Origin of the sequence: Faecalibacillus intestinalis, assembly GCF_003024685.1 — a bacterium.
Lineage (GTDB): Bacteria > Bacillota_I > Bacilli_A > Erysipelotrichales > Coprobacillaceae > Faecalibacillus > Faecalibacillus intestinalis.
The window spans coordinates 24,834-47,078 of record NZ_PYLQ01000020.1 but is presented as its reverse complement, the minus strand read 5'-3'; the positions used below and the strand labels follow the sequence as shown (position 1 = coordinate 47,078).

26 protein-coding genes are annotated in these 22,245 nt (G+C 32.0%); 15 read left to right on the top strand and 11 right to left on the bottom strand.

The features are described from left to right. The 3 genes from C7U54_RS11725 to C7U54_RS11715 form a co-directional block, all read right to left on the bottom strand. Positions 1–893 (bottom strand): hypothetical protein (locus tag C7U54_RS11725; RefSeq protein ID WP_146137636.1); only part of this gene is annotated, 893 nt, incomplete at its 3' end. Positions 894–909: 16 nt separating this feature from the next. Beyond that, positions 910–1,278 (bottom strand): helix-turn-helix domain-containing protein, encoded by a 369-nt coding sequence (locus C7U54_RS11720; RefSeq protein ID WP_107030421.1) that lies wholly within the window; start codon positions 1,276–1,278, stop codon positions 910–912. A gap of 70 nt (positions 1,279–1,348) precedes the next feature. Next, positions 1,349–1,663 (bottom strand): type II toxin-antitoxin system PemK/MazF family toxin, encoded by a 315-nt coding sequence (locus C7U54_RS11715; RefSeq protein WP_118516409.1) that lies wholly within the window; start codon positions 1,661–1,663, stop codon positions 1,349–1,351. 417 nt (positions 1,664–2,080) lie between these two features. On the opposite strand from C7U54_RS11715, the gene C7U54_RS11710 reads away from it, so the two are divergent. The 11 genes from C7U54_RS11710 (at position 2,081) to C7U54_RS15305 (ending at position 11,408) form a co-directional block, all read left to right on the top strand. After that, positions 2,081–4,003, top strand: coding sequence for a recombinase family protein (locus C7U54_RS11710; RefSeq protein ID WP_107030420.1), 1,923 nt, complete (start codon positions 2,081–2,083; stop codon positions 4,001–4,003). After that, positions 4,000–4,383 (top strand): TnpV protein, encoded by a 384-nt coding sequence (locus tag C7U54_RS11705; protein ID WP_005335855.1) that lies wholly within the window; start codon positions 4,000–4,002, stop codon positions 4,381–4,383. The genes C7U54_RS11710 and C7U54_RS11705 overlap by 4 nt, the downstream gene beginning before the upstream one ends. A 109-nt stretch (positions 4,384–4,492) precedes the next feature. Beyond that, positions 4,493–4,741, top strand: a complete 249-nt coding sequence (locus C7U54_RS11700; protein ID WP_005930789.1) for a hypothetical protein — start codon at positions 4,493–4,495, stop codon at positions 4,739–4,741. Beyond that, positions 4,719–5,009: a hypothetical protein gene (locus C7U54_RS11695; protein ID WP_005930793.1), complete on the top strand. Its 291-nt coding sequence runs from the start codon at positions 4,719–4,721 to the stop codon at positions 5,007–5,009. Before C7U54_RS11700 ends, C7U54_RS11695 begins: the two co-directional genes overlap by 23 nt. 265 nt (positions 5,010–5,274) lie before the next feature. Continuing rightward, the gene (locus tag C7U54_RS11690) at positions 5,275–5,763 is read left to right on the top strand and encodes a hypothetical protein (protein ID WP_107030419.1); all 489 of its coding nucleotides are present in this window, start codon (positions 5,275–5,277) and stop codon (positions 5,761–5,763) included. Between the two features lie 356 nt (positions 5,764–6,119). After that, positions 6,120–7,352, top strand: a complete 1,233-nt coding sequence (locus tag C7U54_RS11685; RefSeq protein WP_241522615.1) for a plasmid recombination protein — start codon at positions 6,120–6,122, stop codon at positions 7,350–7,352. 167 nt (positions 7,353–7,519) lie between these two features. Next, a complete protein-coding gene (locus C7U54_RS11680; protein ID WP_024720781.1) occupies positions 7,520–8,029 on the top strand; it encodes a DUF5104 domain-containing protein in 510 nt (169 codons plus the stop codon). Positions 8,030–8,367: 338 nt separating this feature from the next. Beyond that, a complete protein-coding gene (locus C7U54_RS11675; RefSeq protein ID WP_022616344.1) occupies positions 8,368–8,838 on the top strand; it encodes a hypothetical protein in 471 nt (156 codons plus the stop codon). Between the two features lie 197 nt (positions 8,839–9,035). Continuing rightward, positions 9,036–9,674, top strand: coding sequence for a CHC2 zinc finger domain-containing protein (locus C7U54_RS11670; protein ID WP_107030418.1), 639 nt, complete (start codon positions 9,036–9,038; stop codon positions 9,672–9,674). Continuing rightward, a complete protein-coding gene (locus C7U54_RS11665) occupies positions 9,586–10,962 on the top strand; it encodes a virulence-associated E family protein (RefSeq protein WP_107030417.1) in 1,377 nt (458 codons plus the stop codon). The genes C7U54_RS11670 and C7U54_RS11665 overlap by 89 nt, the downstream gene beginning before the upstream one ends. Next, positions 10,944–11,408 carry a transposon-encoded TnpW family protein gene (locus tag C7U54_RS15305; RefSeq protein WP_241522614.1) on the top strand — a complete coding sequence of 155 codons (465 nt, stop codon included), beginning with the start codon at positions 10,944–10,946 and terminating at the stop codon, positions 11,406–11,408. Before C7U54_RS11665 ends, C7U54_RS15305 begins: the two co-directional genes overlap by 19 nt. Positions 11,409–11,551: 143 nt before the next feature. Here the strand turns inward: C7U54_RS15305 and C7U54_RS11650 are convergent, their stop codons facing one another. The 8 genes from C7U54_RS11650 to C7U54_RS11615 all read right to left on the bottom strand — a co-directional run bounded on the left by C7U54_RS11650 (position 11,552) and on the right by C7U54_RS11615 (position 17,682). Beyond that, the gene (locus C7U54_RS11650) at positions 11,552–11,950 is read right to left on the bottom strand and encodes a sigma-70 RNA polymerase sigma factor region 4 domain-containing protein (RefSeq protein ID WP_107030416.1); all 399 of its coding nucleotides are present in this window, start codon (positions 11,948–11,950) and stop codon (positions 11,552–11,554) included. An 81-nt stretch (positions 11,951–12,031) separates the two neighbouring features. Beyond that, entirely contained in the window at positions 12,032–12,223 is a 192-nt protein-coding gene (locus C7U54_RS11645; protein ID WP_107030415.1) for a hypothetical protein, read from the bottom strand. A gap of 557 nt (positions 12,224–12,780) precedes the next feature. After that, positions 12,781–13,398: a PIG-L deacetylase family protein gene (locus C7U54_RS11640; RefSeq protein ID WP_107030414.1), complete on the bottom strand. Its 618-nt coding sequence runs from the start codon at positions 13,396–13,398 to the stop codon at positions 12,781–12,783. A 539-nt stretch (positions 13,399–13,937) separates the two neighbouring features. Further along, the gene (locus tag C7U54_RS11635; RefSeq protein WP_107030413.1) at positions 13,938–14,711 is read right to left on the bottom strand and encodes an ABC transporter ATP-binding protein; all 774 of its coding nucleotides are present in this window, start codon (positions 14,709–14,711) and stop codon (positions 13,938–13,940) included. A 2-nt stretch (positions 14,712–14,713) separates the two neighbouring features. Continuing rightward, positions 14,714–15,964 (bottom strand): FtsX-like permease family protein, encoded by a 1,251-nt coding sequence (locus C7U54_RS11630; protein ID WP_107030412.1) that lies wholly within the window; start codon positions 15,962–15,964, stop codon positions 14,714–14,716. A 15-nt stretch (positions 15,965–15,979) separates the two neighbouring features. Next, complete coding sequence (locus C7U54_RS11625) at positions 15,980–16,597, bottom strand: hypothetical protein (protein WP_107030411.1); 618 nt, start codon at positions 16,595–16,597, stop codon at positions 15,980–15,982. Between the two features lie 18 nt (positions 16,598–16,615). Further along, on the bottom strand, positions 16,616–17,131 hold the full coding sequence (locus C7U54_RS11620) for a hypothetical protein (protein ID WP_107030410.1): 516 nt from the start codon (positions 17,129–17,131) through the stop codon (positions 16,616–16,618). Continuing rightward, positions 17,128–17,682 (bottom strand): accessory gene regulator B family protein, encoded by a 555-nt coding sequence (locus C7U54_RS11615; protein ID WP_107030409.1) that lies wholly within the window; start codon positions 17,680–17,682, stop codon positions 17,128–17,130. The genes C7U54_RS11620 and C7U54_RS11615 overlap by 4 nt, the downstream gene beginning before the upstream one ends. Before the next feature lie 1,076 nt (positions 17,683–18,758). On the opposite strand from C7U54_RS11615, the gene C7U54_RS11610 reads away from it, so the two are divergent. The 4 genes from C7U54_RS11610 to C7U54_RS15625 all read left to right on the top strand — a co-directional run bounded on the left by C7U54_RS11610 (position 18,759) and on the right by C7U54_RS15625 (position 21,848). Beyond that, the gene (locus C7U54_RS11610) at positions 18,759–19,721 is read left to right on the top strand and encodes a bacteriophage abortive infection AbiH family protein (protein WP_107030408.1); all 963 of its coding nucleotides are present in this window, start codon (positions 18,759–18,761) and stop codon (positions 19,719–19,721) included. A 99-nt stretch (positions 19,722–19,820) separates the two neighbouring features. Then, the gene (locus C7U54_RS11605) at positions 19,821–20,420 is read left to right on the top strand and encodes a pentapeptide repeat-containing protein (RefSeq protein WP_107030407.1); all 600 of its coding nucleotides are present in this window, start codon (positions 19,821–19,823) and stop codon (positions 20,418–20,420) included. A gap of 898 nt (positions 20,421–21,318) precedes the next feature. Beyond that, positions 21,319–21,609 carry an ATP-binding protein gene (locus tag C7U54_RS15425; protein ID WP_107030405.1) on the top strand — a complete coding sequence of 97 codons (291 nt, stop codon included), beginning with the start codon at positions 21,319–21,321 and terminating at the stop codon, positions 21,607–21,609. 47 nt (positions 21,610–21,656) lie between these two features. Next, positions 21,657–21,848 carry an ATP-binding protein gene (locus C7U54_RS15625; RefSeq protein WP_107030404.1) on the top strand — a complete coding sequence of 64 codons (192 nt, stop codon included), beginning with the start codon at positions 21,657–21,659 and terminating at the stop codon, positions 21,846–21,848. Positions 21,849–22,245: the final 397 nt, after the last annotated feature.

The following is a 22,245-nucleotide window of genomic DNA, read 5'->3' as shown; positions in this document are numbered from 1 at the left end:
CTACCTTCTACTTTTTTCCATTTTATTAGCATTTTGGCTACATTAATAGGAATATGGATTTTCTTACTATTTTCAATTTTATAAATGACAAGCCTAGTACTACCCTCATCATTTATTTTCGGATCAAATTGCTTAATAATATTTTCTCTATGTTCATTAATGTAGGATATCTTCTTTCTTTTTAATTTTTTATTCACTACAGCATAACAATTATTTTTTTTGATGTTTTTATGACCAATATAAAGGTCATTCCATTTTAAAGCCAAAATTTCATTCATTTTCAAGTCAGTTCCAAAAAAGCAATGTAAGAACATATGTAATCTTGTTCCTTTACTTAATTCAAAAATAGTGTTCAACGTATCAATATCCCATTCAATTAAATAACGATTCGAACTATTTTGCACTTTATAATATTGCATAGGATTAATATCATATAAATTCATATCTGTAGCATATTTAAATAATTTATTGAAGAAAAATTTTATATCATTTTTTAATGTTTTAGAAATTACTTTTTCCTTATTGCCATACTTTGAAACTTGGTTATTTACCTGTATACTTAAATTTTCAATAAATGTTTGTGTTATATCCTTTATATAAATATCTTCAAAATAATCCATAATATATCTTCGTGTCAAACTCACATAAAATTCATACTTTTTATAAGTATCTTTCTTTAAAGAAACTTTCTTTAAATAAATATCAATAAAATCTAAAAATAATGTATTTTGATCTATCTTATATTCTTTATCATATTCACAATTATTGATTTCATCTACTCTAATATCGACATATTTCTTATCAAAAAAGCTTTCTATACACGATTTTTTTACTCCATTACATATTTTGTCATAAGTAATCGTAGTAATGTACTTTCTTTTTGTTATTTTCACATTTGTTCCTCCTAATTTATTTATTAAGCCAGTTATCAAATGATTTTTTAGATATTCTTACAATTTTTCCTAGTTTAATGATCTTAAAGTAATTTTCATTTAATAGATTATAAGAAGAATTTCTTCCAATTTTTAAGATATCTTTTATTTCTTCCAATGTATAAACTTGATTATCAAATGTTTCTTCGTTATTTAAAAGAAAACCTTTATTATCAATCCATTCATTAAAAGATTTCATAGATACTCGTACTGTCGAACCAATCCTAACAGCATTCATGTCATCACTTTCAATAATTTTATAAGCTAAATTCTTACCGCATTTAAAAATTCTTGCAATATCCTGTGCTGTTAATATCTGTTTATCCCAATCATTTATTCTATTCACTTTCTGACTTCTCCTTTAGTTTATTAAGATGTTTATTCATATACAAATGTGCAAATTTATTAATCGTACATTAATTTAAACCAATACTTATTCGTAAAGACCTATCCATTAAATCGATTTCCTGATCCTCTAAAATACTTAGTTTTTCTAACAGCCGACTTTTATCAATGATTCTTATTTGTTCAAGTAATATCATAGATTTTTTATAAATTCCTGTTCTTTTACTTATAACCAAATGTGTTGGTAAATATGCTTTGCCTAATTTTGTTGTAATAGGTGCAACAATAGTAGTTGTACTAAATCTATTGCCAGTATTATTTTGAATAATCACAACAGGTCTAATACCACCTTGTTCACTGCCTATACAAGGATCTAAATCAGCCATATAGATTTCTCCTCTTACTATGTTTTCTATCAACTTCATCACCTTCTTTTTTATGTATGACTAAAAGCAACAGTAAAGTTGCTTTTAGTTAATTGTAATATCAGTAGATTGCTTTGCTATGCAATTCCACGAGTCACATATAATCTTCAAGGCGTTATATGTTCTCAAAGGATTCTAACCTTCAATAGTGTTTTGCGTGCGGCAAATTTAATTACTCATGCGAACACTATGCGTATCATTATATTCTTATATTGTCATTGCCTCATAGCAGCACCTATGATTACCATCAAATATTATTCGCTCTCAATACATATTGGTCATGGCGTATTCATGATTGGGCTTAAATATAAGTAACGTTACCGATGTGATATTTTGTGAGCGTAAGGAGTGGATAGGAATTGAAGAAAGGAGTTCAGCATGAGAAGAAAAAAAGATAAAAGCAATGGCATTACTGCTTTGTATGAAAGACTGTCTCGTGATGATGATAATGCTGGAGAGAGTAACAGTATAGTTCATCAAAAGCAAATGCTTGAAGATTATGCTATGAAACATGGTTTTACGAATCTTGTTCATTTTACCGATGATGGTTGGAGTGGAGCGACTTTTGACAGACCTTCATGGAACAGACTTGTTGAAGGTGTTAAAAACGGAGAAATCACTGCCTGTATCTGCAAGGATATGTCCAGAATTGGCAGAGATCATTTGCAAGTAGGTTTTTTCACTGACATTCTGTTTAGAGAAAAGGAAGTTCGATTTATAGCAATCAATAATGGTATTGACAGTGACCGTCAAGAAACCAGTGAGTTTGCCCCTTTTCTGAATATTATGAATGAGTGGTTTGTCAGGGACACAAGTAAGAAAATTAAAGCTGTACTGAAATCCAGAGGTTCTTCCGGCAACGCTCATACAAGTAATATCCCACCATACGGCTATTTGAAAGACCCCGAAAACCCCGACCATTGGATTATTGATGAAGAAGCTGCTGAAGTAGTCCGCAGAATTTATCGTATGACCATTGAGGGAAAAGGACCTTATCAGATAGCAAGAGAACTTTCAGAAGAAAAAATTGAAAGACCATCTTATTATCTTGGCAAAAAGGGACTTGGAAATCATGCAAGCAACTATGACAAAGAAAATCCGTATATGTGGCGAGGAAATCAGGTTACTACTCTGATTGCCCGACCAGAGTATATCGGAAAGACTGTCAACTTCAGGACATTCAAAAATTCCTATAAGGACAAAAAGACGAAAAGGGCAGACAAGGAAGATTGGGTGGTTTTTGATGATACACAAGAGCCTATTGTCGATGAAGAAACATGGCTGCTTGCTCAAAAGTTAAGACAGAATGTAAGAAAAGCAGATCCTATGGGCGAGCCTAATGTTCTGACCGGAAAGATTTACTGTGCTGATTGTGGTGCGCCGATGTATAATCACAGGCAGCGGAAAGGGCGAGAAAGAATATACTATACTACCAAAGGCGAAAAGCGGATAAGCCATTCAAATCCGGCAGATTGTTATGAATGTTCCACATATAATCTTGCTTATCAGAAGTATGACCGACATTGTACTTGCCACCATATTTCAACAAAAGCACTTAAAAGCATCATTCTGAAAACCATACAGGAGACTTGCCATTATGTTTCTTTGAATGAGCGGGAGTTTGTTTATTCTCTGCAAGAAGAATCGGCGATGAAAGATATTGCTGTTTCTGAAACTGTAAAAAACCGCATTGAAAGAAATCAGAAGCGAGTTCACGAACTGGATATGCTTATCAGGAAAATCTATGAAGATAATGTGATTGGAAGATTGCCGGACAGGCTTTTTCAGAGTATGCTTACTGATTATGAAAATGAGCGGAACGAGCTGAACAAGATTATTGAGACTGACACCGCTGATATGCAACGGATTATAGGCGGTCAAAATAATGTGGAGCGTTTTCTAAAGCTGGTTAAAAAGTATGAGAACATTACAGAACTTACTCCTGCCATGATAAATGAATTTATCGACAAAATTCTGGTTCACGAGCCACAGGGAAAAGGTGCAGACCGCACCACAGAGGTGGAGATATATCTTAACTATGTCGGGCAATTTCAAGTACCTGTGGAGCAGCATGAACCAACAGAGGAAGAAAGGATTGCTGCTGAAAAAGAGGCGGAACGACTTCGCAGAAAACGAGAATCCAATCGTAAGTATATGAAAAAGATTCGTGAGAAATCAAAAGAATTTGCGGAGCATGAGCGTATAGCAGAAGAAAAAAGTTCTGATAGCAATGTGTGTGTTGAACAGAACGCCACAAGCAAATCAAATCGGCAAAAAGTGAAAGGAGAAAAAATAGCATGACAGAATTGAAATCACGAATCCATGACGAAAGCAACGGTCTGGACTATGTTCTTGTGGGTGATTACTATGTGCCGGACTTGAAGCTACCGGAGGAACACCGCCCTATCGGTATGTGGGGCAGACTGCACAGGACATATTTGGAGCAGTACCGCCCTGCAAGGTTCTCTGCCCTCTGTTTATCCGGCGAACTGCATACTTACCTTGCTGATCTGAACGAACAGGCAACGGAAAGGTGCAGCCTTATCATTGAGCAGATGAAACAAGCCGAGGGCGTGACCGAAACCATGAAAGCAGACAATCAGATGTTGTGGGTACAGTCCATGAACTCTATCCGTAACCGAGCCGAAGAAATCATCAGACAGGAAATGATTTACTGCTGATTTTATCAAGTCCAAAACCAACAAATTTGTATCGTAAACGAAGCGACAGATATTTCCTTATGAAGTGTCTGTCGCTTTTCATTTATCAAACTTTAAGGAGGAAAACACAATGAAGATGAACCGGAATGAAATGGAAGCCCTTTATGCCTTTGGCTGTCCGAACCTGAAAGCAACTGTCGAGCGTTTGCGTATGGTAGCTGCCCTTGCACCCGATCCAGTGGCGAAAAAGCTGTTTTATATGCTTTCCGTCAAGCTGAGTGCTGAGGGTGTTGAAAGGTGGTATCGCTGCTTTTACTGCAAGCTGCGTGTGTTGAAAAACCATAGGGAGGGCTGCTATGACGAGACTGACGAAGATTGAGAAAGAAACAATCGTTCTCTTTAATGAGGGCGAGGACAAGGCAAATATCTACACCCACAACGCCGGATTGAAAAAGAGGTTGGCTGCTTTTGCTAAGAAGTACCCTGACCTTTGCCGACTGGAAAAATCCAATGTTCAAGGCGGTGTTTCTTATGAGCTGGCAAAGTCCCGTCTGTCTATCCGTTTCCTGCCGCCTTACAGTGAGGAACGCAGACAGAAAGCCAGTGAATATGCGAAAAAGCATGGGCTGAACAGTCAGCAGGGATAGTGTGATAATCAGGGCTGATATGCGGTTAAAATGTCAGGTGCAGACCTGATGTTTTGACCGTTGCCTATCGCCTGTGAGGAAAATATCGGGGACTATGGATTTTGCAGAAATGTGCGTTACAAGGCTTGAACAGGAACTCTGTACACAAAATTTTTTCTTCCATTCTTTATGTTGATGAAGTATAATTTTTTATAACACAATAAATTTCGTTTTAGAGCTAATGATTATATTCAAATTCACTGCATAGTAGAGAGGGGGGAGTAATATGAACTGGAATTTGTTTTTGTTAATGTTTTATGGAAAAGTTTTTATCATCTATGCGTTTGTAGGATATTTATTAGTGAGATATATAAGAAAAGGGTGGATTAGATTTAATCCAGACAGGATGATACAATGTCGTCTAAGAGATATGCTAAAAAAGCGGAAAAGAATAGTTGACTTTCTTATCAATTTGATAGTGATTTCTAATATGATTTTTGTGAGTTGCAGTTTTGGATTATCAGCGTTGATGGATATTCCGATTGTGGTAAGCAAAGGAGCAGTAATAACGGAAGGGATTGTAGTAAAAGGTTCAAATATAGAATCATCAAATAAGTTAGAGTGTTACAATGTTGTTGTGGAAGAAAAGGATAATGGTAAACTACATGACTTAAATTTGTATTGGGAAAATGGTATTCATAAAGATGATTTTATAAAAGTAAAATATTTGCCACATTCTAAAACAGGCATTGTAATAACAATCTGCCACAACTGAATATGACCGTTAAGGTCAGATGAAGAAACCGATGTATTGAGCGTAAAGCGATCATGCGTCGGTTTTTCTTTTTGCAAAATAGTCCGGTGGACTGTTTTGTAAAACCGAAGGAACTGACAGAGCTTGGGACGGGGCGAAGTCAGTTTGTTCGGGCGGGAGTACAGAGGGTGCAACCCTTTGTGCATGGGTACAGGGAATGCAATATCCCTGTGCAGGTCAAGGGCGGCAGCCTTGCCCAGTTAAGTGGCGTTTCGCCACTTAGTACTGGGTATTACTTGACGCAGAAAGCCGCAAGGAATCAGCTTCGCTGCCCTTCTCCCCTGTCGGGGAAATCAAAAAGAAAAGGAGGAACTCATGTGAAATTAACAAGACACAATGGACGAGCCGGAAAGAATGGCGTTTATAATCCGAAGCACAATGACCGCAGTTTTGACATTGCCAACAGCGAACACATTGACGAAGAACGAGCCAAACAAAATCTCTATTGGGACTGTTACAATGGCTTCCGCAATTTCAAAAATCCCGAAAAGGAAAATGAGCTGTCTGCCACTTTTGAAGATGTGGAACAGCTTTTTTATCGTCAGCGGTATCGTGATTTTGTGACCGGACAGAACGAAAGAAATGTGAAGAACCGACACCCTGAAAGAAATAAGGAAACCGGAGATTTACTCAAAAGCAAAAAGACCTGTCCAGAGGAAACGGTCTATCAGATTGGAACGCTTGATAATCATGTTCCACCGGAATTGCTCATTGAGATCGTCACAGAATTTATGGAAATCGTAAATGAGCGTTTCGGTTCTCATGTCCATATCCTGAATTGGGCTCTGCACTTGGATGAAAGTACCCCTCATATTCACGAGCGTCATGTGTTCGACTGTGAAAATCAATATGGGGAGATTGCCCCACAACAGGAAAAGGCTTTGGAAGCACTGGGGTTTGAACTGCCGGAACCGGAGAAGCCTGTCGGAAGAAAAAATAACCGCAAGATGACTTTCGATTCAGCTTGCCGAGTGCTGCTGTTTGATGTGGCGAAAAAGCATGGCTTACAACTGGAAGAAGAACCGGAATATGGTGGTCGTGCATATCTGGAAAAACAGGACTATATTCTTTTCAAGCAAAAGGAGCAACTGGCAGCACAGGAGCAAAAGCTGGAAGAACTCACGATGAAGATTGAGGATGTGGAAGCTCTGGTGGACGAGGTTGCCGATATTGCCTATGACAAGGCGGTTGAGGTCGTTGCTGATACTGTGAAACTGGAAACGCACAAGGAGGATATTAAGCTGGTGGAGCAGTCTAAGGCATGGGTTCTCTCCCCTGAGCGTAAGGCTTCAAAGAAAGAAATCGAGTATGCAACGAAACGATTGGATGGCGTGATTGCCAGAATCACAAACGCTATGAAATCAACCATTCAGAAAATTCAAACCACGCTGATGAAACCGGAGGTCAAAAAAGCCGGAACGGAGCAAATCAAGAAGAAAGCCAAAAGTTCCATTATAGAGCAGTTGAGCCGAAAAAAGAAAGAAATGGCAGAGCGTGAAGTCAGCCGGACACTTCCGGCGAAAAGCAAAAAACAGGATATGGAACTCTAAAGCACTTGCTGTTTTCACTTTGAAAATGACAGGTGCTTTTGCTTTAGGAAGCAAGAAAATATCTTCCATTCTTTAGGTTGATGAAGTATAATGATAGTAAGAAATTTTTTGTAATGACCTTAATCCAATAAGTGATTTTGCAATTATCAAGTAAAGGATGTAATTATATGAAGAAAGTACTGTTGCTTTTCAGTGTGATTATTATACTCGGTTTAACAGGCTGCTCTAACAAATATTTCAATGACTGGTTTAGCTCTGAACAAAATGAAACGGATAAGATGTGTCAACAAATTATCGAGGCATGTAAGCAACAGGATTCAGAGAAACTCAAATCTCTATTTTCCGAAGAAAGCAAAAAGAACATTGAGAATTTAGACACTGAAATCTCTGCTTTTTTCGATTATATTGAGGGCAGTATCCAAAGTTTTGAGGGCGATTGTGCATCATCAAGTGAAAGCAACTATGGTAAAAGGAAAACGGAATTGGATGGTATGTATCTCATATTGACAGAGAAGGAACGGTATTGTATGAATTTTTATATGTATAGTGAGGATGATGAAAATGCCCAAAATGTGGGGATATATAAAATTGAAATTGCATTAGAGAGCGAAGTGGCTGAGGATAATTTTATATGGGATAATCCCCCAAACGGTATTTTTGTTGGAGGACAAAATTGATTTTTGTTATGAGAGAACATTAAAGTATAAATTTCGGATGGTATAAGAAAAACTGACTACAATTAAATCTTCACAGCTTTACTAAGCAGGAGATCCGAATGATATGCTCCCTTCATGATGACAGTTTGTTTTTTCACTGTCTCTCATAAAGGGAGCATATCAGAAAAGGTCTCCTGCTTTTTTTCCCAAAAACTGAATATGGAACTCTAAGGCACTTGCTGTTTTCGTTTTGAAAATGACAGGTGCTTTTGCTTTAGGGAGCAAGAAAATATCTTCCATTCTTTAGGTTGATGAAGTATAATGTAAGCAACAAACTTGAAGTTTAAGGGAATGATATTATGGATTTTGCTATATTTAGATTGTTTATAAGAGTTTCATTATTTGTTATAGCTTTAATTGCTTGCATTATCTATCTAATTAAAAAAAGAAAACTTATCTATTCGATATTTTTTGATAAAGAAGCGATAAAAAAAGAATATACTGGAAAAAATGATATAATATTTCTTCGATTGGCTAATACCATTCTTGTTATAGTAGCTATTCTTTTAATCTTATATTTGAAAGATTTTGTTTTAGATATGCCTTACATCATAAACAAACAGTATAGTTATGCAGAAGGATATGTAACTGAACAATCTCATGGTGGTGCAGATATATCTTCTGAAAGAAGAAGTATTTTTCTATATGATAAAGTTAAAGATGATGAAATCGAAATCACAGTATTTTCAAGGTATGTTGATAAAAATACTTATTTAAAGGTACAATATCTTCCGCATACGAAATATGGTGCTATTGTAGAAAATAAATAATTCATTCTAAAAAGAAAAATCCCAGTTTGTATAACTGGCAACCCAACCACAATTAAATCTTCACAGCTTTGCTAAGCAGGAAATCTGAAAAGGTCTCCTGCTTTTTTGCACCTAAAATTAAATATGGAACTTTAAGGCACTTGCTATTTTCGTTTTGAAAATGACAGGTGCTTTTTTCGTTTCAGGAAAGGAGTCACATGAATGTATTTGAAATTGTAAAAGAAAATGTTACTGCCCGACAAGCCGCAGAAGCCTATGGCTTGAAAGTGGGTCGCACAGGTATGGCGTGCTGTCCGTTTCACTCGGATATGTCCCCCAGTATGAAGCTGGATGAACGCTATTACTGTTTTGGCTGCGGAGCAACCGGAGACGCTGTTGATCTCACAGCGAAGCTATTCGGTATCGGGCTGAGGGAAGCTGCTGTCAAACTTGCTGAAGATTTTGGTCTTAACTATGACAGCCGACAAAAGCCCAGTGTCCGCCCTCGTATTCGTGAGCCGACACCGGAACAGAAGTATCAAAAAGGAGAAAATCATTGCTACAAGGTGCTGACGGATTATTTTCATCTTCTTAGAGAATGGGAAAAGAAATACGCTCCTAAACAGCCGGATGAGGAATGGAATCCTCTGTTTGCAGAAGCACTGTATAAGAAGAACTATATCGAATATCTGCTTGATATTCTTCTGTATGGTTCATTGGAGGAACGAAAAGCACTTGTGGCAGAACAGAGAAAGGAGGTGTTGAAACTTGAACAGCGAATTGCAGAACTGTCAGCAGACAGAACCATGCACAGTAGAAGAAATCCGAAACAGCTTAGAGCAGAGCGAGAAAGGTAAGGTTTATAATACTGCCGCAAATTATAAGCGTGTTCTGCAATATGACCCACTTTTGAAAGGGGCTATCCGAAAAAATCTTCTGACCGAAAGAATCGACATTGTGAAGTCCCTCGGCTGGTATCGTGACAGCCCGACATTGACGGATGTGGATGTGAAATATCTGCTCCTATATTTTGAAGAAAACTATGGATTGACCGTAGAGAAGAAAATTATAGACGCAGTTGCGGTTATTGCCAATGAAAACCGTTACCACCCTGTCTGTGATTTTCTCAATGCCCTGCAATGGGACGGAACAGAACGCATACGCTTCTGTCTGCACCGCTTTCTCGGTTCTGATACAGATGATTACACCTGTGAAGCATTGAAGTTGTTTCTGCTGGGTGCTATCTCACGAGCCTTTAAGCCGGGGTGTAAATTTGAGGTAATGCTCTGTCTTGTAGGCGGTCAGGGAGCCGGAAAGTCCTCTTTCTTCCGTTTGCTTGCGGTCAATGATGATTGGTTCTCTGATGACTTGAAAAAGCTGGATGATGAAAATGTGTATCGCAAAATGCAGGGGCATTGGATTATTGAAATGTCGGAAATGATTGCAACCGCTAACGCTAAGAGCATTGAAGAAATCAAATCCTTTCTGAGCCGCCAAAAGGAAACCTATAAGATACCGTATGAAACACATCCGGCAGACAGAAAACGACAATGTGTGTTTGGAGGTTCTTCCAATACCCTTGACTTTCTTCCCCTTGACCGAACAGGCAACCGCCGCTTCGTTCCGGTTATGGTCTATCCTGAAAGGGCTGAGGTTCATATTTTGGAAGATGAACAGGCTTCCAGAGAGTATATCAATCAGATGTGGGCAGAGGCTATGGAGATTTACAGAAGCGGCAATTTCCGTCTGAGATTCAGTCCGGCTATGAACGCTTACCTGAAAGCTCACCAAAAGGACTTTATGCCGGAGGACACAAAGGCAGGACAGATTTTAGATTATCTGGAACGCTATTCCGGCAGCATGGTCTGTTCCAAACAGCTTTATAAGGAAGCACTGGGGCATGATTATGACGAACCGAAACAATGGGAACTGCGAGAGATCAACGACATTATGAATAACGCTGTCACAGGCTGGAGGGCGTTCAGCAATCCGAGGTATTTTCCAGAGCCTTACCGTAGACAAAAAGGCTGGGAGCGTATCAGGAACGACAACGAGCCTGACAACAGCATGGATGGTTTTCAAGAAATCCCGACAGAAGAAATGGAACAGTTAGGACTTCCGGAAGAATGGTTGAAGCAAAAATAAAAGCCCGTTGTCGCTTCGGTTGTCGAGCCGGTTGTCGGTCTGGTTGTCGGGCAAAAATCCCGAAAGCCTTGATATTGCGGCACTTTTCCCTCTCTGACAACCATGACAACCAATATTATAAAGAAAAAGGAAATAGTAAAAAGATAGTATCGCCCGATAAAGAAAAAAGTTTTTCTGATGTCCGTTGTCGGAACTTCGTTGTCAGACCTTTCCTTGTCGGGCTTTTTTCATTTAAGGAGGAATATCGTATGACAAATATTGTGAACAGTACACTACCCACCCCAAATAACCATTCGGAGAAAAACAAACCAGATGGAGTTTTTGTGATTAAGCAAGGCAAAACAAATTATAAAGTCAAAGTGTTTTTTGACCATAGTAGCGGTTTGACTGCTGAGGACAGATTGAAACGCATTATTCAGGCAGAAGCAGAGAGAGAATCTGCGTAAGTAATATAAAAAATATCCACGCACCCCCTTGACAAAAGCTTTCAGATATTACTATTTTGTTTTCAATGTACTCTTAGGTTTTTTACCCTTCACTATAAAGGCAATGAAATTAAGTGATTTTGTAAATTATTTTATTTTTTTTCTTAATTTTTTATTCGGTAATAAATATTATCTATTGTTATACCCAATATATTTGCAATTTCTTTAGTTGAATATCCTTGTATTTTATAAACTAATATTTTTAAAGTAACATCATCTTCTTTAGATAAAATCTTATATAAATTCTCGTTTTCTATTTCATCCATCAAATCATTTATAGAGTTTATTTCTTTTTTATCATTGGTTTCTGTTAAATTAAAAAACACATCTTTTGTAATATTTTGATGTGTTCTAAAACTTCTCTCTTTATTAAAATCAATCCAATCGTAATCTCTTAATTTTTTTATAATCGTTTGATCAATATTATTATCTTTTAACAGTTTTTCTTCTAATATCTTTTCATTTTCCCATTTTATTTTTTCTCTACTATAATTATATTTCATAAAATCCTCCAATTTTTATTTTCTTTTTTTAAACCGGAGGTGATCTAATATTGAAATACTTTATATTAATAATATATTGTATTAAATCGGTAAATCTCTACTTAGTGCTATTTTATCTATCAATAATAAATAATCAACTTTTTTTAAATTAGTATATTTATTTGTTACATATATATAATTTTTAACAAGTCTGATATATTCATTTGCTTCTAATTGGCTTTTAGTAATAATTATCTTATTTAACATTTCATCTAAATATTGATCATCTTCCATACATATTAATTCTCCTTACCTGATATTTTTAATTTACATTAAAGTTTAAATTTAAAAAATTAAACAAGAAAAACATAACATAGATATTAACAAGCATATGATGCAATTTTACATATACTAATCTTTCATGTAAGAGCAAATAAATCATACATATATTATGCTAAAGACTTTTGAATACAAATGAGATAAAAAGAGTTCCTTTTAAAAAAAACTTAATAATTGCTTATTTCATTTTCTACTGTAATATTATTTATATTTCAATTTTTATATAAACTTTTTTATTTTCAAAAAAGTTTTATAAATATATTTTTTATTAAATCAATTTTGTTTATTATATCTATAAAAATATAACTTTCTCATATATCTTGTCTATTATTGATTATTGTTCAAATGCATCAATATATTTAAATAGTAGTTTAATTTATACGAACAAAAATTCTTAAATATTAATAACAACCAAATATTTTTTACAAACTGTTAAAAATAGAAAAACATATTCTTATTTTATAGAAAATGATATTTATTAGATATTTTTCTACAAATCAATAACACCTTTTTTATTGAACCATCTTATTAATAATAAACCCTTCAGCATAATCAACGTGAGACTTTATTCCGTTTATTTTATCTTTTGCATCAATATAAGATAATAAATCTTGATTTCTATTTTTATACTTTTCTATTTGTGAAACATACTCTTTTAATACATTTTTTTTATCAATTTCATATTTAGATATATCAATATAATAATTAGGAACAAATTCTGTACTTGTTAATGATTCATAAAAAATCAAGTTTTTACAGCTTGTTGCAATCGATAGTGTATTTAATCCTAAATTAACATGGTCCTGATGCGTGTCTTTATAATACTGACAAAGCACTGTGTCAATGGAATATTTTTTTATAATATTACTTAAAAAATCTATTGTATCAGGATCATGTTTTAAATACCCATCTTGTATCGCACCAACTATGACTTCATCCACATCTATATGAATTAAAGCTTTTTTTATTTCATCAACCCTATCTTTATAAGTTTTCTTTTCCCAATTTCCTCCATTTGTCATTACTAAATAAACAATCTTTTTCCCTTCTTTTTTTAATTTCATTAAACTTCCTATGCATCCTAATTCTATGTCATCAGGATGCGCACCTACAATTAATATATTTTCCATAATAACTTTCTTCTTTCTTTATTTTCTTTTGATAATATTATTTTATAAACTCTAATATTTTTTATTTATATGTTCCTATTTTTACCTCCTTTTTTATTCATGCATTTTAAAAATAGTAATCTAATCATTTGTTTTAAATATTTTTTATATTACTTCATTTATTTCCTCCTAGCCATTTAACTTAATTTCAGTATATATATTTTTTTAATTATATATATAAATTTGTCTTATCTAACAATCATATGTCATATAACACAAAAATATTCTCAAGAATTTATAGTATTTTAGAAATTTCAAAGATTCTTATTGATTTGTTCAAAAGAAAATTTTACAGAGTAAATTCAAAAATTAATATTTGGAATATATTTTCTAATTTAAATAACAATATTTTATCATTTTTGGATTATTAAAAAAAAAGAGAACAATTAGTGTCTATAATTGCTCCCCCTCAATTATTTTACTTCCTATAATCATATTAAATTTGAACGAATATTGTCTTAAATATTGATTTTTTATTAAATTTAATATTTACTGTAATTTTATTTTTTCAATGATATGAGTTGCTCTTTAGAATTTATTTTTGAAATATTATAGAAATAATCTTCCTGTGTCTTAAATTCTTTTCTGCTTAATTGTTCTTTAATAGTCCCATCTTGAATGTAGAGCAATCTAGAAGCAAACGACCCAACCATAACATCATGTGTAACCATAATGATTGTTTTTCCCTCTTTTTCATTTAAATTTTTCAAAATTGCCAATAATTCACTTGTATTTTTACTATCCAAATTTCCAGTTGGCTCGTCAGCAATAATAATACTTGGTTCATTAACTAGAGCCCTAGCTATTGCAGTACGCTGTTTTTGTCCTCCAGAGCATTCATCTGGATATTTATTTAAAAGACCTTCGATGCCAAGATTTTTAGCAATTTCATGTACTCTTTTTTTTATTTCACTATTTTTTACTTTGTTCATTGATAATGGAAATGCAATATTTTCTTCCAATGTTAAATAATCCAATAAATTATATTCTTGAAAAATGAATCCAATTTCTTTACTCCTAAAATTGCCAATTTCTTCATCACTCATTTCTAATGTTGATTTTCCATATAATATAACTTGTCCCTTACTAGGAGTATCCATTGTTGAAATGCAATTGATAAAAGTTGTTTTTCCTGATCCAGATGTCCCCATCACGCAAATAAATTCTCCTTTTTCTATTGACATAGAAATATTATTTAGTGAAATTACTGGATTATCTGTCATTTCATCATAAACCTTACTAATTTTTTTTACCTCTATTATAATTTCATTCATAGCTAGACCCCCCTAAAAAATTGATTAGTTACTTTGTAAGATATATACATTGAAATAAGTAAATTTAATATAAAATAACCAATAATAAAGGCAATTATTAAAATTGAAATTCCATCATATACATAAAATCTTCCCAATGTGGATATCATATATGTCATTGGTAAAATAAATAATATACCATACATAATTAGTGTTTCTTCTTTTATAAATTTTTTTTGATATTTTTTTGTAATTCCTAATTTATAAATACAATTTTGATTCTTTACATTCTTTTTTGAAATAATTAAATTTTTATAAGTGATACAAAATACAATCATTGGCATCATAATAATGTAGGCAATAATCATTCTGTACATTTCGATTAAATTATTTAAGTTGAAACAAATTAATGTTGTTATTATTATTGAAATAAGTATCAATAACTCTAAAAATATTCCTATATATTTAAATTTTAGATATAGTTCTCCAAAAACGACTAGTCTTTGACTATTATTTAACCATTTGGATGCTTTTAATTTTTCAATATATTCTGGGAAAAAATATCTTACTGTTCCATATCCACCAAGTGCTCCAATAACACTAAATACTATATATCCCGACGCAATATGCTCTGTTGTAAACATCATTACAAGTCCTAAAATAAATAAAACAGGATATATCTTACTCGTTATTTGAAAAACATTCTTTTTCCTATAATTCTTTTGTCTCGTATTTGACATCATACTAGTCAACCTACCACGATATACATATCCAATATTTAAAACAAGAGAAATAAAAAGCATCATCAATAACATATAAATAGCTTGATAAAATGATTGATTGATAATTTTAATATCATAAACATAATGTAATTTATAATATATGTTTTTAAATATTACTGGTGTTAATTTATATCCCAAAGCAATTCCCAACGTTCCAAATAATATATACATAAATATACTTTGATAAAATTGATAAAAAATCATTTTCTTCAATGTCAATCCATGAAAAACCAACAACGACATTTCTTTATTTTTTGCTTCTAAAACATACATATTTGTATAAATCATGAGACAAACACTAAAAATTAGTACTAATAATGTTGTTGCTGATCCCATATACATTTTATCAACACTTGTTGTGTCTAATTGCAAATATGGATCATATAACATAGCCAGAAAAACAAAACATATAGCTGCAACTAATGTAATTGTCAATCCGTAAATTATCATTAAATTCTTTTGTTTAAAAAGATTATTTAATGCAAATTTCATCATATTCACCTACTTTTAAGAAATTTCTGAAATTTTATATTTTTTATTTGTATAAACATTTTCTAGATTCTTATCATCTAAAACCTTCAACATTCCATACGCATCATTATAAATTTCCATTTGTTTTTTATTCTTCACAAAAAACATATATTCTTCCCCTTCTTTTGCTTGGAAATATGCATCTGGTACAACTTCTATATAACAACTTTCTTTCATTTTATCAGGGATAGATTTTAATTTATTTTTATCTAAACATGTATCTTTTGGATAATTAACATATTCATTAATTCCACTTCTTCCACCATCTCTATATATTTCTATATCACCTGTTACATCACCTTTAATGGTTGATTCAATTGAAATTGACATTAATGTTTTAATCTTCCCATTTTCATATATTTCTACGTCTTTAAAATTTTTTATTTTTCCAATAAAACAATAATCAACTTTTTCTAACATATCCTTTGGATTTGTTTCTTTGTATTTTTTACTTACTCTTTTTATTCCTGCACATTTTGAATCTGTATTCATATAAATATTATGATGTTGAGAATTATTCTTACTGTTTCTAGTAGTCCCTACTCCACAACCTGTAAGTAATAAAACTGTAAATAAAATAATTATTTTTTTCATATAGTTAGCTCCTTACTATTAATTTATCTTATTTTTAATTATTGTTAATACTTCTAAACCATTTATAACTATTCCTTTTCTTTTTATATAAATTACTGCATTTACCAAATCTTGATTAAAAAATTTCGACTCAATAGTTATAGAAATAAAATCTCCATTTTTTCGAATAATTTGTACCCATAACTTGTTTTTTCTTTCAAACAAATTTAAATATGCAATAGTTCTATAGTTAACAAAAACTATATTTCCTGTATCATCTCCACATAATAAATATTTAAGCATTATAATTAAATAATTTTTTATTCCAAAATTTAATGGAGTATATATACCTTGATTACTTATTATCCAATAATATTTTCTTGTCATTACAATTTGAAAAAATGCTAATACTACACTTAAAAATAAGCCAAATATTAATGATTTACATTCATTACCTACAATGACACCTAATAAGACACTTATTAAAATCATTATCATTAATATTTTTCTCTTAATTCTTTGACCTATTAAATATATTTCTGGTGTATTTTTCATAATAATTTTCCTCTTCTTAAATCAACTCGTCCCATACAATAAAGACAAAAATTTAAAATTCCCGCCATGCTTGTTGCACTTAACAAACAATTATCATTTAATAAAAATAATATTACTATCATTAAAATACTGACTGCTTTAATGATTTTTTTTGATCTTTTATAATTTTCAACTTTATTTTCTATAATATCGTACGATATAGGATCTAAAAGCATAATAAAAAGTATACAAAGGATTCCAAAATATTTTAATATCAATTGTATTGATAATGTGCTTAGTTTTAAAACAAAAATATATAATAAAACAAACAATAATGTACAATTAGAAATTTTCTTACAATGATATCCACCAATATTTATTCTTACAGGAATAAAAAATAATAGGAATATTACACCAAATTTAATATTTCTTGTTACAACTGAAATAACTAGAATTATAAAAATTGGTATCAAATTTAAAATTAAAACATCCATTCCATATTGATAACTCGCTCGTTCTTTTTCTTTTATATAGCCATTTCTTACTAATCTATTTATAATATAGCCATTCATTATACCATCTTCCTTCTTCAAATTAATTATACATTAAGAAAAATTTTATATATTTATTTAGGCATATCTAACCTAAATATGGCATAACTTACTTTATTAATATTAAATAATATCATTCAAAAATTTAAAAAGATTATAGTAAAGCATAAATAATAACATTTCTTTAACATATTAAATATTTTTAAATCATTGGCATTTTTATATACTCCTCTTTTTTTATTAAACTTAACTAGATCTAATAATCATCTTTAATATAACTTATATTATTCAAAAAAATTAATTAATATCAATTTTCAAAGCTACTCTTTCTTAATAAGAAACATAAAACATAAAAAGTACATTATATAAAACCATGAACAAGAACAACAAGATCAAGCTTGTAAAACGAAATGCCTATGGATACAAATATTTTTATAATTTAAGAAAGATGATTCTTCTTCATCTTAGGTTCTCATATGAATTTGAATAAAGAAAAAGAGATAGCTTTCGCTATCTCTCAGGCACCCTTCATTATTGACACAGAGCCTGAACTAATCCTCACAATATTTGATAACCAAAATATGATAAATCCCTCTTTATTTTAAATTATATATTTACTCAATGTATTAATATACTATGAATAACATTTTGGAATTTTCTTAATTTGTGGATATTTTATTCCAATGATTACATTATGTTAATTAAGCGACGACAGTGTATTAATGAAAATGACAACATATATTTGAACAATTTAATCATAATATTTAAATCCTTCTTACATTAAAATAATTATGTAGGTTATAAGCCTATAATTTAACGAAATGAGGATTTTTTATTATGTCTAAAGAGAAAAATTGTTCGTTTAAATCATCAAGGACTTGGTACTATGTCAAGATGAATCTAAAGTACTGTATGCAGACTATGGGAAGCTGAAAAAACAAGTCAAGGAATATAACGTTATCATGCGCAACATTGACAGTGTTTTGCGGTAAGATAAAGATCCGGAACGGGAAAAGGAAACAGAGCGTGGATAGCGGTCTAATGGTGGAAAAGTTCTTATTTTTTTGTTATAATACTTCGAAAGAAAGGGGGAATATGTGTTGTCGAGGTTAATAATCATAGGTAATGGATTTGATTTAGCTCATGGCTTGCATACAAAGTATTCTGATTTTATGGAATATCTATGTTCTTATGAAAAAGAGCCGGAAATTATATGTGATAGATTTGTTCGTCTTGATAGTATTTCGCCACGAGACCAAGAAAAACATCATTTTTATGAAGCAATAAGCAAATACATACCCGAACAGGATTTATGGAGTTCATTTGAAGAAGCATTAAGTTTTTTGGATTATGAACAGATACAAGAAGATAATTCTTGCTATCTTCTTGGTTATGGAGATGATAATTGGCGTGATAGTGCAAATCACGATTTTCAATATATGATTAAGGAAGATTTGGCTTTTGCAAAAGATATTTCACGTTACTTTTCAGAGTGGATTTTACACATTAATACTGATGTATCGCCCATTGTATCATCAAATATACTCAATAGAAACTGCTTGTTTCTGAACTTCAACTATACGGATACGTTAGAAAAAGTGTATGGTATTCCTGCTTCTAATATTTTATATATTCATGGTAATGCCTTGCGAGGAGACAATCTCATATTAGGGCACCATGACGCTACACTTTTTCAAGGAAAAACAATTACCGCTTTTAATGCGCCAGAAGAACATGATATCTATATGGAAGATATAGAAGAAGATTTTAGATTGCAAGAAGCAAAGGAAATTATAAAAGACTATTTTAGAAAAACTTACAAAGATACTGCTTCAATTATTAGAAATTATCAATCTTTTTTTAACTCGTTGACGATAGTTAATGAAGTGTATATATTTGGTCATTCTCTTTCGGAAATAGACTTTGACTATTTTGCTGAAATCAAAAAGAATGTTTCGTTAACTTGTCGATGGTATATCTCATATCATGACAATATAGTCAACGCGCAGAACCTCATTCGCAGGCTGAATATAAAGAACTTTCAACTGTTTAAGTTTTAAGATACAAAACAAGATAATTTGTAAGAAAGGGAGAAAAACCTATGCAAGCTTACAAAATAGACAGAATAAATCTGATTACAGATAAATGTCAAAAAAAAAATGGTAAAGTCCGTACGGTGTCGCTATTTAGCTAAGAGCCATATCATTAATTGCAATGCTCAAAATCAAAGTTTTATTTATGCTAATTTTCGCGGAGCTATATTTACGAAAGTAAAGTTTAATAATAGTACAATAACTGGTTGTGATTTTTGGGGAACTACCTTTAAGGATTGTGATTTCAGTGGAGCAAGAATTTCAGATTGTGTATTCATGGCTTGTAAATTCAGCAATTGCAATTTTACTGCTACAACTATCAACTACACAACGATAGTCAATACTTCATTAGCGGAATGTAAAAATATATCTCTTGCCGAAAGAACAACGATATATAAGAATTATCCAAAGTGTATTTTGTCGGAAGAATTAAAGGCTACCCTTGAATTTTTAAAATCCAACAAAAACTTGCGCACATATAAGTTGTTACATATTTCTGACAAAAAATATAACGAACTTAATTTATTCTTGCTCCAACAACGTTTTACAGCCAAAGCATTGACGCTACTTTTAATGGAGTTAGTCAATCATTCAACGAAGAAAATCACAACCTATAAAAAATTGGAACGCCAGTTGAAAAGCTTTGAAATAGGCGGTACAATATAAATGCCCCGCCCCACACAATCGAGAGGTTGTGTTGCTAATAGAACTTAGTGATAAGTGAATGGGGGCTGTAATATGATAGCTAACATTCAAGGAGGTGTGTCTATGATTTCTGAATTGAGTACCGTTATTGGATTTTTGAGTTTAGTAATTGTGAAAATTTTAGATTTTATAACCCCTCTAGATTGTTTGGGGTATTAGGAAAAAATGGCGGGCACAGAAACCGATTGGCTTCTGTGCCCTTTTTATGTGTACCGAGCATGGTATAATTCAATTGGAAATAAACCAATCACAGGTATTTACCGCCAAGTGTAATGAACTACAAGTCGTTGTCAGTGATGACAATGATGGAGGAAGTGGTGTAGTGATTCTTTTGAGCGTACAAACAGAAACTTGATATTAAGCTAAATGGTGGATGAGGCTGCATAACAGGTCGAAGTCCAAAAGGTAAACGTAAAACCAAGACAGTAAATCAAGGCGTTGTAAAAGTTAGAGGATTAGTGAATTACCCCGTGAGGTCTTGTGGACAACGAATTCCAGTAAACTTTAAAAATAGTAATGGTACCGTTGGTCGAAAAAGGTTTGTCGCAAAAAGTTAGCTGAGGTTGGTACTACGTCAAGAAAAAGTAACAGTTAAACTGAAATATTTCATCTAGTTTAACTGTTTTGCCCTTGTAAGAGGTGCAAAATATTATAGAGGAAAATAAAAAATGATAAATCAAAACTATGAAAAACTAATGAAATTAAAACTACCAAAGATGGCTGAGTTATAAAAAGAATAATTAGCTAATAAAGCATCTTTGGAATTATCTTTTGATGAAAGGCTTTCTATATTGATTGATGGTGAAACAGATGCAAAATATAACAACTTGATTTATAGAAAAAAAGATCACACATTAAAATGACAAATGCATCTGTCAGCAATATTAAATTCTATCCAGACAAAGAAATCAATAAAATATTGACAATGAAATTATCTGCATGTGATTACGTTAACGATCATTTAAACGTTATTGTTGTGGGTGCAACAGGATCAGGTAAAATGTATTATATATCTGCATTAGGAAACGAAGCATGCAAGAAAGCTATCAACGTTAAATATATAAGACTTCCTGGTTTATTATATGAATTGGATCAAGCAAGAAATAAAGATAATTATAAAAAAGAAATTAAGCGCGCTATCACGTATTGAATTATTGATCGTTGATGAATTTTTATTGACACCAACAACAAAAAGATATTTTAGAATTATTGGAATTAAGATATGACACTCATTCAACAATATTTGCATCTCAATTTTTGCCAGAGGGTTGGCATCAAAATTTAGGAGGTGGTGCATTAGCTGATGCAATTCTAGATAGAATTATAGCTAACTCATATTTGATTCATACTAAGGAAAATCACTCAATGAGAACTAGAGAAAATAAATAATTTAGGGGCTCAACTTTGGGGGGCTACTTTAAGGGGATGAATCTAAAAATCAATATTAAAAAATAACAACTAAAAATTATCTCAATTAATTGTTATTTCTTTATTAAATTCAATCAAATAAAATTATATTTGATTTTAATAACAATATATTAATACGTTAATTATCACAAGATACTCCATTCTATTAAATATTATTAAATCGCCAAAAATGCTTAAATATAGCCAGTTTTCTTTTATTTAGTATATTTTGATCTAACAATTTATTTTAATAGCATACTTTCTATTTCTAGCAATATGTTGTTATTGTTTTCTTATTTATATAAAAAAAGAACAATTTGCATTTCGCATTTGTTCTCTTTTTTCATAAATTTTCTTATAGTATTTTGGGGTGGCCCCT

Excerpts from the sequence above, each read along its gene's own strand:
- C7U54_RS11715 (WP_118516409.1), bottom strand. The coding sequence starts at position 1,663 with ATGGCTGATTTAGATCCTTGTATAGGCAGTGAACAAGGTGGTATTAGA.
- C7U54_RS11710 (WP_107030420.1), top strand. The coding sequence starts at position 2,081 with ATGAGAAGAAAAAAAGATAAAAGCAATGGCATTACTGCTTTGTATGAA.
- C7U54_RS11705 (WP_005335855.1), top strand. The coding sequence starts at position 4,000 with ATGACAGAATTGAAATCACGAATCCATGACGAAAGCAACGGTCTGGAC.
- C7U54_RS11700 (WP_005930789.1), top strand. The coding sequence starts at position 4,493 with ATGAAGATGAACCGGAATGAAATGGAAGCCCTTTATGCCTTTGGCTGT.
- C7U54_RS11695 (WP_005930793.1), top strand. The coding sequence starts at position 4,719 with ATGACGAGACTGACGAAGATTGAGAAAGAAACAATCGTTCTCTTTAAT.
- C7U54_RS11690 (WP_107030419.1), top strand. The coding sequence starts at position 5,275 with ATGAACTGGAATTTGTTTTTGTTAATGTTTTATGGAAAAGTTTTTATC.
- C7U54_RS11680 (WP_024720781.1), top strand. The coding sequence starts at position 7,520 with ATGAAGAAAGTACTGTTGCTTTTCAGTGTGATTATTATACTCGGTTTA.
- C7U54_RS11675 (WP_022616344.1), top strand. The coding sequence starts at position 8,368 with ATGGATTTTGCTATATTTAGATTGTTTATAAGAGTTTCATTATTTGTT.
- C7U54_RS11670 (WP_107030418.1), top strand. The coding sequence starts at position 9,036 with ATGAATGTATTTGAAATTGTAAAAGAAAATGTTACTGCCCGACAAGCC.
- C7U54_RS15305 (WP_241522614.1), top strand. The coding sequence starts at position 10,944 with ATGGTTGAAGCAAAAATAAAAGCCCGTTGTCGCTTCGGTTGTCGAGCC.
- C7U54_RS11650 (WP_107030416.1), bottom strand. The coding sequence starts at position 11,950 with ATGAAATATAATTATAGTAGAGAAAAAATAAAATGGGAAAATGAAAAG.
- C7U54_RS11645 (WP_107030415.1), bottom strand. The coding sequence starts at position 12,223 with ATGGAAGATGATCAATATTTAGATGAAATGTTAAATAAGATAATTATT.
- C7U54_RS11640 (WP_107030414.1), bottom strand. The coding sequence starts at position 13,398 with ATGGAAAATATATTAATTGTAGGTGCGCATCCTGATGACATAGAATTA.
- C7U54_RS11635 (WP_107030413.1), bottom strand. The coding sequence starts at position 14,711 with ATGAATGAAATTATAATAGAGGTAAAAAAAATTAGTAAGGTTTATGAT.
- C7U54_RS11630 (WP_107030412.1), bottom strand. The coding sequence starts at position 15,964 with ATGAAATTTGCATTAAATAATCTTTTTAAACAAAAGAATTTAATGATA.
- C7U54_RS11625 (WP_107030411.1), bottom strand. The coding sequence starts at position 16,597 with ATGAAAAAAATAATTATTTTATTTACAGTTTTATTACTTACAGGTTGT.
- C7U54_RS11620 (WP_107030410.1), bottom strand. The coding sequence starts at position 17,131 with ATGAAAAATACACCAGAAATATATTTAATAGGTCAAAGAATTAAGAGA.
- C7U54_RS11615 (WP_107030409.1), bottom strand. The coding sequence starts at position 17,682 with ATGAATGGCTATATTATAAATAGATTAGTAAGAAATGGCTATATAAAA.
- C7U54_RS11605 (WP_107030407.1), top strand. The coding sequence starts at position 19,821 with ATGGTAAAGTCCGTACGGTGTCGCTATTTAGCTAAGAGCCATATCATT.
- C7U54_RS15425 (WP_107030405.1), top strand. The coding sequence starts at position 21,319 with ATGACAAATGCATCTGTCAGCAATATTAAATTCTATCCAGACAAAGAA.